Here is a 14,901-nt window from a genome sequence, read left to right on the forward strand (position 1 = left end):
GTACGTCGCCCTAGTGCCTCAAGGTTCTTGGAAAAAATCCGTTTTCCGTGTTGCGGACCATGATTGGCTAGGGCGGGGTAAGTTCGTTTCTTAAATACAACTAAGCCATCATACAACGCTGAAACAAAATAAGCAACTCCCACGACTTGTGGAAATTGCTTAAGGTTCACATTAATTTTCTGTAGAATCCTGTAACGCCGCCAATACTTGCTCCAAATGAATCCCGTGAGATCCCTTCAATAAAATCTGATCGGCGGGAGTCAAAATAGCTTGCAAATCGGCTGAAAGCGTTGCCAGGTCGGCACTTTCGTAATGGCTGACGGCCAGGTCCGGTGCCTGTTTGGCCAGTGCCTGTTGGAGTGCCACCATGTGGGGACCTACTAAGTACACGTGGCTGATAGCCGCCGGATCGATGGCAGTGGCTAACCCAGCGTGCATCGCGTCGGCCTGATCGCCCAATTCCAGCATGTCGCCCAGAACGACGTAGCGTTTGCCGGTAACCGGCGTCTTCGAGAAGGCCGCTAAGACCTCCTTGACGGCCGTAGGATTGGAGTTGTAAACGTCACTCAAGATCGCCGCACCAGTCGTACTCTTCAGCCATTCAGCCCGGTTCTCAGTCAAATTGACCGTCTGCAACGCCCTCTGTGCGTTCTCGGGACGAATCCGGTAGACGTTCCCCACTGCCAAGGCAGCCAGCGCATTATTCACGTTGTACGTCCCAATCATGGGAATCGTAAAGGTCAGGTCCGGCCACTGATTCGTGGTAAACGTCGTGGCGGTCGCGGTGCCCTGAATGGCAGTCGCCGCCAGGTCGTTGTCGTCATTTTGACCAAACGTGACCTGGCGTTGTGTCAGGTCAGCGGCCCGTTCCTGCAGCAACGGTTCATCGCCGTTGTACACGAAGATGCCATCATCACTGAGGCCGTGGGTAATTTCCATCTTAGCATCAGCGATCCGATCACGGGTACCGAAGAACTCGATGTGAGCTTCCCCAATCATCGTGATTACGGCTAGGTCCGGTGAGACCAGCTTGCTCAAGAAGTCCAGTTGACCCGGCCGGTCCATCCCCATTTCCACGACCAACATCTCAGTGTTGGGTTCTATGGACAACACGGTCATCGGCACACCAATCTCATTGTTGAAGTTGGCGTGTGTCTTGGTCACATTGAACTGCGTGCTCAAGATAGCCGCAATCATGTCCTTGGTCGTCGTCTTCCCGTTACTCCCGGTAATGGCCACCACCCGTGGGTTGATTTTAGACAGGTAGTACTGCGCCAGGTCCTGCAAGGCCTTCAGTGAATCAGCAACCTGAATCACTGGAAAGCCTGCGGGTGCCGTCGCCAGATCGCGGGCCCACAATGTCGCCACGGCCCCGTGGTCGATGGCGGACTGGATGAATTTGTGTCCATCCTGTTCACCCGTCAATGGAATAAAGAGTCCCCCTGGTTGTAAATGCCGGCTGTCAAAGGCCACACTGGTGACACTGACACTCCGCCATTTTTCAAAATCATTGATTGCGCCCACAGCATGAGCAATTTCGGCAAGCTGCATTTTCATGTTTTCTGCTCCTAATTTAACGAAACAATCCCCTCGATTGCTCCGGTTTCAATTGCAAGCTACGCGGCCTCAAAGTCCGCTTAGTTCGTTCCGCATTAGATTCTGAGTCACATTATACCATGGATTACCGGTCGCTAACTTAAAACACGGTCAAAAAATCCATTGGCAGGTGACCCAAAAGGGAGCCAGACGCCGGTCCAACTCCCTTCATTTTAATTCAAATTAAATCCGCGACGTCACTAAAAACTTGATTATCATGGATGCTCAACGCCCATTCACGGGTCGCCAGATCATACCGCAAACTGGCCACCTCTCGCGAATCAGCGTAGACCTCTTCTTGGGTGTACCACGTGTTTTGCCGTTCGGGATGGGTGATGGCCCGCACCGGAATCACGTAGATTCGGTGCCGCTCAACCAATTGGTCAAATGCCACGATCATCCCATCCAGCAGGCCTTGAATCAGCTGTAGGAGAATCTCGTGAGGCACGTCACTGATAGCTAACGGTCGGGCGAAGACCCAGCGATTATTGTGCATTGCCCGCAGATGACGCTTGATACTGACTTCTAGCACGTGATCAAAATCTGCCAAGTGCCGGTAATACGTCTTGTAAAAGCCATCACGCAGGGTCAAAAAGGCGTATTCATTCTGGAGCTTCGCGTAAAACGGCGTCCGCAAATGCGTCTCCATGTGTGCCAAGTACAACAGCTCTGCGATTTCGCTAGGCAACAGGAAATCGAGATCGTCGCTATGCGTATAGTCTAGCCACTTGACGGGTCGGTCGTGTTTGGCCAACAGGTAGCGCCGAATCTGCGCTTGTCCCGTGACTGTTTGCAGGCGTGTGTGAGGATTGATCTCCACGTCGGCGCCAGATTCTTCGTTCAGCAAAAGCAGCTGATTCGGTATGGCCGGTACGCCGTTCAAAAAATCAGCTGGTGAAATGCCCAACGAATAAATCATATTCGTCACGGGTTCTAGACTTAAATAAATAAAATTTCCGCGCATGGTTGCACACTCTTTCCCCTAGTCTCAATCACACTTAATTGTACTACGAAACACCCCCAAAACGCCCACAATTTTTACATTTTTTCGAGTCGCGCAATGCGGTCCGCAATTGGTGGGTGAGTCGCAAATAATTCTGCGAATTTCTTCTGGTGCTTAAAGGGGTCGCTAATGTACAAGGCGGCACTGTTCGGGTCAGCTTCTTTCATCGGCTCGCTATCATCGATCTTGCGTAGCGCACTGATCAACCCTTGGGGATTACGCGTTAGTTCAACACTGGCGGCATCGGCCAGATACTCCCGGTTTCGGGACAAGGCCATTTGCGCGATGCTAGCCGCTAGCGGTGCCAAAATCACCAGGAAAATCGAGATGACAATTCCAATGACATTGCCGCCCGAGTCACGGTCATCTCGCCGACGACTGCCACCCCACCAGAACCAGTTGCTGGCAAAGTTCACCAGCAGACTAATTGCGGCGGACAGTGCCAACGCAATGGTCTGTAGGCGAATGTCATAGTTCCGAACGTGAGACATCTCGTGGCCAATCACGCCTTCCATCTCTTCACGGTTCAAGCGTTCCAAGATACCGGTCGTGGCGGCCACTGCCGCGTGTTGCGGGTCATTCCCCGTCGCAAACGCATTGGGACTGGGGTCGTCAATAATGAAGACCCGTGGCATCGGCACTTGCGCGACCAAGGCCATGTCCTCCACCAGGTGCCACAGCTGCGGCGCCTGACTGACGTCTGTGATCTCTCGGGCGTGATTCATGCTCATGACGACGTTGGTCGACTGACTGATCATGATCAGCATGTAGACGACCGCCACCACTGCTGCAATCACCGTTCCAGAAATCCAGTTGTTCCAGAACAAGTAGCCTAACGCCGCTCCCAAGGCGAGGACCAACACGCCAAACCCAAACATGACATAGCCGGTTCGCCGTTTGTTCATGGCAATTTGGTCATATAACATGTTATCGCCTACTTATCTGAATTAAAGTCATCGAAGTTAACCTTCGGCGCGGTCTTTTCCTCTTCAGGGACCTGCAGGTAGTCGCTTTCTTGGAAATGATGTACCTTGGCGACGATATTGCTTGGGAAAGACTGAATTTTCATCGTCAGGTTAGCCACTGAACTGTTGTACAGTTGCCGCGAGTAGGCAATCTTGTTTTCCGTGTTGGTCAACTCTTCCATCAGTTGGGTGAACTGCGTGTTGGCCTTCAGATCAGGATAGTTTTCAGACAAGGCAAACAACGACCGCAACGTCGTGGACAGTTGGTTAGACACTTCCATGGTTTGTTGGTGATCACCGGCGGGAACTGCTGTCAATTGATTCCGTAAGGCGACGACCTTTTTTAACGTCGATTGTTCAAAGTTGGCGTATCCCTTTGTCGTTGAGACCAAGTTCGGAATTAAATCATTCCGCCGTTTTAATTGCACGTCAATTTGACTCCATGATTCTTGCACGTGGGTCCGGGTCCGAATCAAGCTGTTGTAAGCACTAATGTACCAGGCCGCCAACAGGACCACAACCACGATGATAATAATAGTTGCTACCATATGCTCACTCCTCCTATTTTTCTGGTACACTCATCATAACAAACGGTGAAGCCGGACTCCAGCAACTCTGCCCGTCTTAACCATTAATTAGGAGGTATCCCATGCAACACGTACTTTTTGTTTGTCTTGGCAACATTTGTCGTTCTCCCATGGCCGAAGCCATCTTCAATCAGCTGATCAAGGAACGTCATCTGACGGACCAATTCACAGCGGCTTCGGTCGCTACTAGTCCGGAAGAAGAAGGTAACCATCCCCACCCCGGCGCACTCAAAACCATGCGGGCTCACGGACTAGACGCCAGCCAGCACCGTTCACGCCCCATTACCGCGGCCGACTTTGCTTGGGCGGACGTGATCATCACCATGGATCACAGTAACGTTTATAACCTACAGCGGCTAGCACCCACAGATGCCGACCGTGAAAAGATCAAGCTGTGTCTGGACATTTTACCCGGTCGTGCCGGTGAGGCCATTGACGACCCCTGGTACACGCACAAGTTTGAGCTGACTTATCAGGAATTGGCCGAAGCCCTTCCCGTATGGTTGGACCAGCTCGAGCAAGCAGCCCAGTGATAGGGTTCTATCAGGCGGTTTAGATATAAACTCCCTGCTGAGGACCCAACGATTGCCAATTCTAGTAAATATCGGCTACTTCCTTGCGTGTTCACAGCAATATAAGTTCAGAGATATCAAAGAGTTTGGGTGCTTGGCCCAAGCTCTTTTTGCCATGACGATTATGGCCCTAATAATCACTCCGAAATTATCGTTGTCATTGCTGATCTCAAGTCACCGCATTCGCTAACACCCAGGTAATTTTCTCCGAATAGATTCCAGCGACGGCGTCAGAACGAACGTGTAACGCAACATGGCCATCATCATCTTGTTCCCCGGCAAGCACTGTCACATTGTTGACGGCCTTCTTAGGGGGCGTGATAAGCACAGCCTCCTGTGACAGATCAGTCTGTTGGCCGCCAGGAGTACTGTAGACCAGCTTTCCTGCCAAATCTGGTTGCCCTTCTTTTTTCAAGCTATCAACCTTTGCCATCACTCGCCATTGCGCTGCAGTTCGTCGCGTATCCGCAACCGTGAGATGTAACGGCTGGTTGGGGTGAACCCATTGCGCTTGCCCGGTTAAATTAGTTTTAAAGTCTAGATTTTTTGAAACAGTCCCAAAGTCAAGTTGGCCAACGAAGATGTTGACCGTCACGGGTTTGGCTGCGTGACCTGTTTCGCTCACAGCTGTGACGGTCAACTGATTGGGTCCTGGTTGCAAATTCTCAGTTGGCACTTTGAGTGTCACTTGCTGGTTTTCTCCCTTTGGTACCACGGTCCATGCCATGGAGATTCCTTTTCCCTTTAACCGAATTTCCACGTTTTTATCAATCAAAGCCTTTGTCGCTGAAATCGTTCCTTTAAGGCTCAGCGCTTGTTGCGATGAAATGGCCAAATCGGTTTGATTTAATTTGAGTTGTAGTCGTTCTGGTTCTTCCACTGTAAAGTCGGGCGTTGAAGCTTCAGTCACTGCTTCGGTCCCGTAAAAGTGACTGGTAAATGCCGCAACTGTTGCCTGCCCTTCATTAACTCTACCTAGTAACGTGATATTGGCGGTCGACTGACTCTGATTCAATTGCTCAGCAATAGATTGGTCTACCTCATGTTGGGCTAATTTTTCTGGGGAAATGTTCCGGACACTGCCGTTAGTTGATGTGATGAATCCTTTTTCAAATGAGATGTTGGGTGGCAATCTTAACTTGGCCTTTACATCATGCCAGCCTGACCGCCCTTTAAGGTATTCTACCTGATAATTCAACTGTACCCGGTCGCCTGCAGCAACGCGGTCCTTTGCTCCAGAAATCTGTGTCTGTTGCGTAAGATCTTTTAAGGTAGCGTTTGCCGTCGCTTCCACGAGATCAGGCATTTGGTCAAAGACCACAATATTATCTTCCCATTTTTTCCCAGTAGAGCCCGTGAATCCCCAGTAAGTGAATCCACGATTTTCAGGGTCAATTTTATGTTTGTCGATTTCTACTTTGGCACTGATTCCTGGCTGGCTAGCCCCTGTCTTGGCATCCTTATCGTTGAAAGTATAGGTCATCCGCCCACCTTTTTTGGTTGGTTGATAATGCAATGTAATGTGGTGCCATTCACCGTTTGACAAGAAAGAAAATCCCTCTTGCAAGATACCTTGATGATGGAGAGTCACGTAATTCCCCACCTCTGCTGATTTCGGCAAGTTAGAAACCTGGTGTGTGGCGTAACTATTTTCCTCACCCGGATAATTTGACGCAATATGGGCACGTGACAGCAAATGCTTACCAGCTGCATCTTGTTCCTGATGGTCTGCGTCAAACGCATTCCCCTTCCCAATATCCTCAAAGGCTACGCTGTCATTCTGATACGTATCAAATTCCAATGCCCAACTGTGTTGAATCGCCGACGCCGCAACTTTTTTTGGATTCCCTTGATTGCTTTGATCATCACTCCCCCATACGCCCAACGACTCCCCAAATGGTAAAATATTCGGTTGCTGAATTGTTGCGTCCTGACCTAACGCATCATTTTGCAAAACGAAAGCCATACCATCCCCTGCGCTAATATTTTTGTTCCCAAAATACAGCCACATTGACACGGTTTGCTCCTTTGTCAGATCAAAGTAATTTTGATCGTTCGACCAAATACTGCCAATCTGATTCGTGCCATTGGTTAATTGTACTGCCTCTGTATCCTTAATCTGGGGATTCGGCGCCGGAATAATTTGAACTTGCTTCCCCGTTCCCGCAGCAAAGTATTTTGACAAGAGAATGCCTTGCGGTGCATGTTTCAATGCAGCCGCTGCATCCCCATAGGCCTGATTAGCCAATGCCTGAATGGGGTGAAAATTAATTCCCCAAATCATCCCCAGCAGTAATCCCCCGCCTAACGCGATGAGTCCCTTAATCATATTTTTCCTCCACTCATGTACAAGATATTTTTACTGGTCCCTGTTTAGATAGCAGTATTAAGAAGCCAGGTTACGTTGCCTTTTCTTCCGTTCGTCAAAGTTAATTTTTACCATCCTTTAGCTGAATTATAAGTAAAATAATAACCACTCATAACGCCACTCCTTAGCCCTGAACCACATATGTCTAGCTCACGCCGCTATAACACGCGCCTTGGACAGCATCCGCGTTCACCTTTAACAATAGCCCTTGATTTTACAATGCTGACGTACTAGCCTCATCGCTAGTCGCAGCTTGTGCCACCACCTGATTACCTGTAATAGGGCTAGCATAATCAGCCCTGTTGCTAATTCTCTTCCCCACATCTCCGTCGCCCCATCACGATATTTATCTGATGTCATCCTTACAATCTGCGGCACCTCAAGCGTTTAACGGCACCGATGTCCCTCACCAATAATTTTCATTGGCAGTGATCTATCAGTATTTTTATATTCTCTCCCATACAATAGTAACACTACGTACTAGTTTCATTTAGTATACCACATCAACCAGATTAGTCTAGCCCAATTGTTGATATAACAATATTTATAAACGATTTTCGCTATTTTTATAGACCATTCTTTAGCTGTTTTATCATTAGCTTGCAGTAAAAAAACTACCGGCACAATCAGCCAGTAGTTCATTTTGCCTATATCTCAATTGTGCGTTTAGCTCGGTGCATTCGCCAAATTCCAAGTAATCTCACCGGTGTAGGTCCCGCTCGTCGCGCTACTATTCACGTGCAACAGCATCCCTGCACCCGCATCCCAGCCGGTGGCGTTGGTCGTTTCGTCGTCGCTGGTCGTGGTGTGCGTGGCAACGGGAACCGCCGTCGTCCCAATTGTGACTGGAGTTGCCGTATCACTGGCGCGGTACTGCAGGCTACCATCCAGTTGCGTGGCTGGCTTTGTCGTGGCCGTCATCGGCTTTGTTAGTTGTGCGGTCAGCTGCCATTTTGACCCACTGCCTCGCGCATCGTTGACCAGCAGATTCCAGTCGCCTTCTCGCGAAATCAGTTGGCTAGCCCCCGTCAGTTGCGTGTCGGTGAAGGTCACGGTCTGCGGCACATTGGCGTAGCTCAGGATGCCGGCCACATTGATGGTCACCGTCACATCCGGCGACGAGTTGCCCATGGCATCTGATACGTACAGGGTCAGCGTGTTCAGTCCCAAATGGAGGTCACTAACCAACGGCTGATAACTGAACTGCCCCGTAAAGCTGCCATCACTTTGTTTCTGGGAACTGAAGGTCGCTGGCGCCAGGTCTTGGCCATTCAGCGTTGGGTGCAGGGTAAATTGGGCATTGCTAGTGGCTCCCTGCAACGTAGCTGTCCCCGTCACCGTTGTGGTCTTACCGGGGAGTACATTTACCGTCTCGCCACTCGTCACTTTGGCTGCCAGATCAACGGTTGAGTGCACAATGCCAAAGCCGCTCAAATCAGCGGTCGCAATGCCAAGAGGTGAGCTAAATTTGCTGGTCGTCATGTCAACCGTGGCCCCAGCCGTCGGATTTTCCGCTGTGGCGTACAGCGAGATTGATGCGGTCTTATTGGCCGTCGACAACCCCTTTTGTAACGTGTACATCAGCTGCTTGTCGCCCGGCCGATAGCCACTCAGATCGACCGTTTCTTGCGTCCCATCAGCGTAGGTCACCTTGCCAGAAGTCACGTTCAGGTTGTCTGGAATCGCCAGCGCTGCCTGCACGTTGTCCCAGGCTTTGCGACCCGAATTATAAGTCAGATCATATTTCAACAACAGTCTGTCGCCACCCATGATCATCCCGTTGGCTGGGACCTGCACGTCGTCTTCGGTACGGTCATACATGCTGGCCACGGCACTCGCGTCCACCAGCCCGGGAATCTGTTCGAACACGACCTGATTCGTCTCAAAATGCTGGCCGGTTGAACCGGTGAACCCCCACATGGCCTTGCCCGTATTCTCGGGATCGACGATGCTGGTATTGATATCGACCGTCGTCGTTGCCGTCGTAGCGGTCGCCAACCCGGTCGCGGCATCCTTGTCGTCAAAGGTGTACGTCATTTTCCCGGTACCAGGATAGGTGCTGGGAGCCGTGTATTTCAACGTGACGTGATGCCAAGCCCCATTGGAAAGTGCCGGATTCAAAATTCCCTTGTGGAGCATGACGGTGTAGTACTGATTTTCCGCATAATAACGTTTGTTATAAGTCGCCGATTGCGCCGGATAATTTGACGCAATGTGAGGCTTCTTCGTATTTTCATCAGTCACATAATTAATATAGCTATCAAAGGTCGTGGACTTTCCCAGCGCGTCTGGAATTGGCTGGGTGTTCGGAAATGTATCGAATTCCAGTGCCCAACTGTTCTGAATCGCCTGACTGGCGACATTGTTAGTCCCACTCACCGTATAGTTATCTGGACTCCCCCAAACACCCAAAGTTTCACCGGCCGCTGGCACATTGGTCAGTGCGGTCCGGGAAACGGCAGCCGTTCCGTTGGGATCGTTTTGCAGGACAAATGCCATCCCATCCCCGGCGCTACTGCCTTTGTTGTCAAAGTACATCCACATCGAGGCCTTCTGGTCGTGGTTCAACTCAAAATAATAATTATCCTTATCCGCCCAAATTGTTCCCAACTGGTTGGCGGCATCGGTCAATTGTACCGTTTCCTTTTGCCCCGCGGCATTAGCGACCAGCGTAGCCGAATTGCTAGCGCCGGTAAAATTCCCCGTCTTGAAATATGGCGTAATTGGCAACCCATCAGGCGTGTCTGCGTGCGCAATCGCCATCCCACTCAGCATGCAAGCAAGCGCGACTAAAATACTCAACCAAATTCGTTGCCATTTCATCACTGACACTCCCCTCAATGTCAAACTAGTCATGGCCTCAACCTTTTTCATTCACCTTGGTAATGATGCTAGCGAACCGTTACTGCGTTAAATATCTAACCCAATTATACGATGTATTCTCGAACTCTTGTGCCGTATTAGCCTTCTATAGTCGCGAATCTGGTCAGAAAAAACGTTATCACTGTTAAGTGAACTAACTTTCTGCAGCAAAAAGCCGTCACGCCCGAATCCTCAGGAAACGGCGTGACGGCTATCGTTATTTTTATTTAGTTGAATCTGTCTTGTCAGAAGCGCTGTCGTCATCACGACGCCGGTTCTTCATCAACAAGTAGATAATGACGATCAGCAAGAGGAGAATCAAAATCCCACCAGCCACGAACCACCAGAGGTAGTTGTTCTGTTGTGGCGTGTTGATCTTGTTCTTCAACTGGTTAATCTGGGCTTGGGTCACATTAAAGTTCTTAACGAAGTGCCAGTGATACCCGCCCTTGGCGTAAGCATCCAGTGTCAGCGTGTATTCGCCCGCCTTCAACTGCGTGCCACCCCACGGAATAGAGTAGTTAAAGTTGGAATTAGGCGCCATGGACATGTTGCTCTTCTCATTACTTAGAACTGTCTTAGTCTCGTTGGCCTTAGTGACCTTGGACTTGATTTTGAGTTCACTCATCAGACCTGGCCGTGGGTTTTGTAAGTTGGCTTGAATCTGGTTGTAGGAGTTGATCTGCCCTGCTTTGACCGTGTGTAGGCGCATGTCAGGGGCAACATCGACACTGCTTTCACGGAGCCGGACCCCAATGACATAGGCAAAAGCGTTCTTGATCGTGACACCTTTTTTAGCGCTGGAATTGTCGCTGTCGGTCAACTGCTTCACGTAGACCCCACCTAAAATCATCCCGTCGATCTTCTCGGCTGGCATGGTGTAGGAGACGGAGACCCGCTTGCTACTCTTGGCTGGCACGTTGACCTTCTGGGTACTGTCCTTACTGAAGACGTCCTTGATGCCAACCTTCAGCGAGCTATCCAATGTGGGATTAGCCTTACTGTAGTCAATAACCCCGTTATCGTTGGTGATGGCCTGGTTGACCCCCACTTGGAACCGTTTCATTGATTTACTGGTATTGCGAATAACAATCGTTAATTTTTGCTGTTGCTTTGGTTTAACACGCAAAGCAAAATACGTGACCTTTTTATCATCCTGGTTCTTCGGCAAAACCGCACTCACCGAATAGCCAACACTCTCAGCGTGAACAGTCTGTTGAACCCAACCGAACGCCATTAGTAACGTCCCTAATGTTACCAAAATCTTTAGCCAACGTTTCATGATTCTCCCAACCTCCATAAAAACTCAACTTTAAACTCATTGTAACAAAGAATGCGGTGACTGTCGCCACCGCATTCCGAAACTTTTACATTTTTAATGTAAGGAATCAGTTAAGGTCCAATTCAACATGCCCGTATAAGTCTGGGTCTCGGCAACCGCACTCCCATTGACCAACAACTTGGTTGGTGCCGTGGTATCGTAATTTAACCGATAGATCCAAGTCCCGAGGCCGGTGCCGTAATCGGCTTGACCGACCTTGGCCATCTCTCCCAGCGGTAATCGCGTGGTACTCGTCGTGGTGACGTGCGGATACTTGCTGACAGTCGTTCCGGACGCGAGAAATTTGGTCACGCCCAATTCGATCGACGCATCACTGCCGCCAATCGTCGATGCACGCGATTGACCCACCAAAATACTGGGGGTCAGCATCAATTGCCAACCATCCCTAGTGTATCGGCGATCACTCACCTGAACGAAGGCCTGATGATTCGTCGCCGTCGCGGTAATGACACCATTGTCATAACTATTTTCATCAAACACCAGGTTCGACGCATAGTCAATCGTCAAAGCCCCAGTGGACCCGGTCCCGTGATTATTCGCATCCAAGTCATCGCCAGGAAATGCGCTCCCGGAGCCATCTGGATTCTGCGGATTGACGGCACCAGAAGTATCGCCGCCCTTTAATGTGACCTTAGCCGTGGTCGTCTGATCATCATTGGGAGTCCGAGTACTAGCATCTGCGGCAGTTGACCCACTCAAGGCTAAAGCCGTGAGGGCCAACGAAGTCACGAATAACGATGTCCATCTAGTCACGACGCAGCCCTCCCTTTTCGTTCTTGACTGCGGTTAATTATTCTGGTGAGTTGGTTAACGTCCAAGTTAAGTCGGCTGAGTACGAACCAGCAGCGTTACCAGCTGGGATCGTCATTGAAGCACTTTTGTAAGTGTTTGTCCAAGTTCCAACACCACTACCAGTAGCAGCATGGTAAACATTTTGATTATCCGTACCTTCACTGTTAAATTTCAAGGACGTGGCATCTTGTGTAGCCGGATTTTCTACGACTTCGGTTTTGGTATTAGTAACACCACCAGCAACAACCCCGTTATCATAAGTGAACGTTCCACCTAAGATGGCAGCGGCAGCACCAGTCCCACCAATCGTTGACGTAAGTGGTTTGCTGCTAACTTGAACCCGCCAACCACTAGCAGTACCAGGATCGACAACGGTAACGGCACCAGCAGCAGCGGCCTTATCATGCGACTCTTCACCTTGGCTCAATGCTTTATCCTTTAAGATTGTCGCAGTTTTACCATCAATAGTTCCTGTCCCAAAGTCAACGTCCGGTGCAGAAGTAATTGCCAATGACCCAGCCACGTTACCGCCGTCGCCATCACCATTGTCGCCAGCGCCATTACTATCCAACTGGACTTTTGCAGTAGTGCCAACAGAACCAGAACTTGTGGTACCAGCCGCATTCGCCGTAACTGTTGTCATGCCTAAGCCTGCAACCAAAGCAACAGAAGCTAATAATTGTAAAGTTTTCTTAGTCATAATAAAAATCTCCCTCAACTAATTTTGTTGTTTTCTTCTCTTAAATAGAATCCCTATCCAAACTAGCAACAACATGATGACTCCCGTCATGGTCCCCAGTCCGAACCAAGTTTCAGAAGTCTGTGGCAATCTTCCCGTTGTGCTACGCGTGGCGACCAAGGCCGCCTGACCACTTTGCTTGCTGTGTGCCGGACTAACTGTAGCCCCTTGACCACCGTTAGCTCCGGTCGGTGATGTTGCCCCCGCTGAATGAGTGTGGCCATTCACTGGATTGCCGTTTACCGTATCCCCATCTTCACCGTCAATGAGTGCCCCGCCACCGCCATTAATGACCGGTGAAGGACTCGTTTTCGGTTTGGTGAGGGTCACTGAATACTGTGATTGCTGAACATCATCTGCACGAGCTGCGGTTGGGATACCCCAACCGACGATCAGCAGGCTCAGCACCAGCAAACCTATATCTCGTAATCGCATCGCTGTCCCATCCTCACGTCCTGTTCCGCTTACCTAAAATTTAATTAACAATATCCATTACAAAGAATCTGATGAATTCATCTGATTACATTGGTTATAATAACACCATTTTTAGTTTTTGTCCACAATTAGTCATGTGTGGTGAAAAATATTTTTACCAACATCTTTATAGTAGGTTCACGACTATTTATTATGATTTCTTACATTTACTCAAGGCACTGATTTGTTGGTATTTAAGTGTAAAAGGTAAGGATTATTCAGTTTGCAATATCTGTTGTTTACAAAAACAAATTGTAAAAAGCAGCCAGCTATTTTTCGTTTATACGGTTACTTAATAGATACAAAAAAAGGCGAACAAGTTCGCCTTTTTTCTCATTTAGTTCTGATTAAGCTGGCGCATTGTTTAACGCCCAAGTCAAGGTAGATGTGTATGATCCTTCAATAGCGGAAGCAGGCACAGTCAAGTCTGAAGCTTTCACGCCACCATTCCAAGTACCAACACCGTCACCAGCAGCAGCAGTTAAAATAGTTGTACCACTTCCGGTTGTGTCATCCCCAGTGTCAATCTTTGCATCAGTACTACTTGGTACGGTCGACTTGTTTGTATCATCAGCACTAGTGTCAGTTGTACTCTTGATGGCGCTCGGTGCAAAGCTCAGAGTGTAAGCCCCACCTTTCAAGGTGCTGACCTTATTAGTTGTTGCATTAGTTGCTTTCATTGGTGAAGCAGATACAGTCACGCCCCAACCGTCTGCTCCCCCGGCGTTATTAACAATCAAATTGCCAGTCAAGGTAGCCGCTGCCGTTGCAGCAGACCCATTTAATGTTGAATCTTTAAAACTAATGCTTGGAGCTGAAACCAGCGTTACACTCCCATCAGTACCAGTCCCAGCGGTCAAATTAACCGTCGCATTAGTCGTCGTTGGATCCGTTGAGTCCGCGTTGGCAGTCGTAGTTGAAGCTAAACCCAAACCAGTTAATGCAGCAGCAACAGCAACGAAACCTAAAGTCTTCTTAAACATATTAATTATCCCCTTTAAGCCTTTTGGCTAAATATGAATTTCTGTCAACCCTGGCTGATCGATGTCACTGCCTCACGGGATTACCCTAGTTAATCGTGCTCCCCAACGCTTGGCGGTTATCTCTGTATCAACCTTACAAACATATAATACCCCATTTCTTCGTTTTTGTCCACTCTTAATCATCTGTGGGGAGAATAAATAATCGGAAAACACTTTTATAACTGTTATAAGCGTTTATATTATAAACATAATTACAATTAAAACGCCTATATGACGGCATTTGTATCCGTTTCAAATTGATGGTCCAGCCAAACTTTTATGTTCCCTAATCGTCAAATTAACGAATTTTTTAAAATGTTTCATACAGGCTACTAGCTAACTATATTGCTAATACATCGTATACACTATCGTGCCAAATCCCTTGATACATCTACGTTTCTTGTCATTCCCATGGCAGTGGGAATGCGCTACCAAAAAATAAAAAAATTTTTCAAAAAAAATAAAAAAATCAGCATTTTTTGCCTTCTGGACAGAAAAATACGAGAGCGTAAAATATCTTGTGTAAATGCATAAAAGATTTCTGAATTGTATAGAAATAGGGAATGCCTTCCCTTATGA

12 protein-coding genes are annotated in these 14,901 nt (G+C 48.8%); 1 reads left to right on the forward strand and 11 read right to left on the reverse strand.

The genetic code is table 11. The features are described from left to right. Positions 1–171: 171 nt before the first annotated feature. From NGM66_RS11760 to NGM66_RS11775, 4 genes are all read right to left on the reverse strand, one after another. Complete coding sequence (locus NGM66_RS11760; protein WP_208910726.1) at positions 172–1,557, reverse strand: UDP-N-acetylmuramoyl-tripeptide--D-alanyl-D-alanine ligase; 1,386 nt, start codon at positions 1,555–1,557, stop codon at positions 172–174. A 217-nt stretch (positions 1,558–1,774) separates the two neighbouring features. Continuing rightward, positions 1,775–2,515, reverse strand: a complete 741-nt coding sequence (locus NGM66_RS11765; RefSeq protein ID WP_258115712.1) for a hypothetical protein — start codon at positions 2,513–2,515, stop codon at positions 1,775–1,777. Between the two features lie 119 nt (positions 2,516–2,634). Then, positions 2,635–3,525 (reverse strand): zinc metalloprotease HtpX, encoded by an 891-nt coding sequence (gene htpX, locus NGM66_RS11770; RefSeq protein ID WP_208910730.1) that lies wholly within the window; start codon positions 3,523–3,525, stop codon positions 2,635–2,637. 8 nt (positions 3,526–3,533) lie between these two features. Further along, entirely contained in the window at positions 3,534–4,112 is a 579-nt protein-coding gene (locus NGM66_RS11775; protein WP_208910732.1) for a LemA family protein, read from the reverse strand. Positions 4,113–4,213: 101 nt separating this feature from the next. Here NGM66_RS11775 and NGM66_RS11780 point away from each other — a divergent pair, with 101 nt between their 5' ends. Beyond that, a complete protein-coding gene (locus tag NGM66_RS11780; protein ID WP_208910734.1) occupies positions 4,214–4,684 on the forward strand; it encodes a low molecular weight protein-tyrosine-phosphatase in 471 nt (156 codons plus the stop codon). A gap of 208 nt (positions 4,685–4,892) precedes the next feature. Here the strand turns inward: NGM66_RS11780 and NGM66_RS11785 are convergent, their stop codons facing one another. The 7 genes from NGM66_RS11785 to NGM66_RS11815 all read right to left on the reverse strand — a co-directional run bounded on the left by NGM66_RS11785 (position 4,893) and on the right by NGM66_RS11815 (position 14,283). Next, complete coding sequence (locus tag NGM66_RS11785; protein ID WP_208910736.1) at positions 4,893–7,052, reverse strand: lectin-like domain-containing protein; 2,160 nt, start codon at positions 7,050–7,052, stop codon at positions 4,893–4,895. Between the two features lie 705 nt (positions 7,053–7,757). Further along, a complete protein-coding gene (locus NGM66_RS11790; RefSeq protein ID WP_258115710.1) occupies positions 7,758–9,914 on the reverse strand; it encodes an L-type lectin family protein in 2,157 nt (718 codons plus the stop codon). A gap of 262 nt (positions 9,915–10,176) precedes the next feature. Next, positions 10,177–11,235: a WxLIP family cell surface protein gene (locus NGM66_RS11795; protein WP_245155265.1), complete on the reverse strand. Its 1,059-nt coding sequence runs from the start codon at positions 11,233–11,235 to the stop codon at positions 10,177–10,179. 93 nt (positions 11,236–11,328) lie between these two features. After that, the gene (locus NGM66_RS11800; RefSeq protein WP_258115711.1) at positions 11,329–12,048 is read right to left on the reverse strand and encodes a WxL domain-containing protein; all 720 of its coding nucleotides are present in this window, start codon (positions 12,046–12,048) and stop codon (positions 11,329–11,331) included. Between the two features lie 37 nt (positions 12,049–12,085). After that, positions 12,086–12,787 (reverse strand): WxL domain-containing protein, encoded by a 702-nt coding sequence (locus NGM66_RS11805; RefSeq protein ID WP_208910744.1) that lies wholly within the window; start codon positions 12,785–12,787, stop codon positions 12,086–12,088. 18 nt (positions 12,788–12,805) lie between these two features. Beyond that, a complete protein-coding gene (locus tag NGM66_RS11810) occupies positions 12,806–13,261 on the reverse strand; it encodes an LPXTG cell wall anchor domain-containing protein (protein ID WP_208910747.1) in 456 nt (151 codons plus the stop codon). Between the two features lie 386 nt (positions 13,262–13,647). Beyond that, entirely contained in the window at positions 13,648–14,283 is a 636-nt protein-coding gene (locus tag NGM66_RS11815; RefSeq protein WP_208910749.1) for a WxL domain-containing protein, read from the reverse strand. Positions 14,284–14,901: the final 618 nt, after the last annotated feature.

Origin of the sequence: Levilactobacillus yiduensis, from assembly GCF_024718525.1 — a bacterium.
GTDB lineage: Bacteria > Bacillota > Bacilli > Lactobacillales > Lactobacillaceae > Levilactobacillus > Levilactobacillus yiduensis.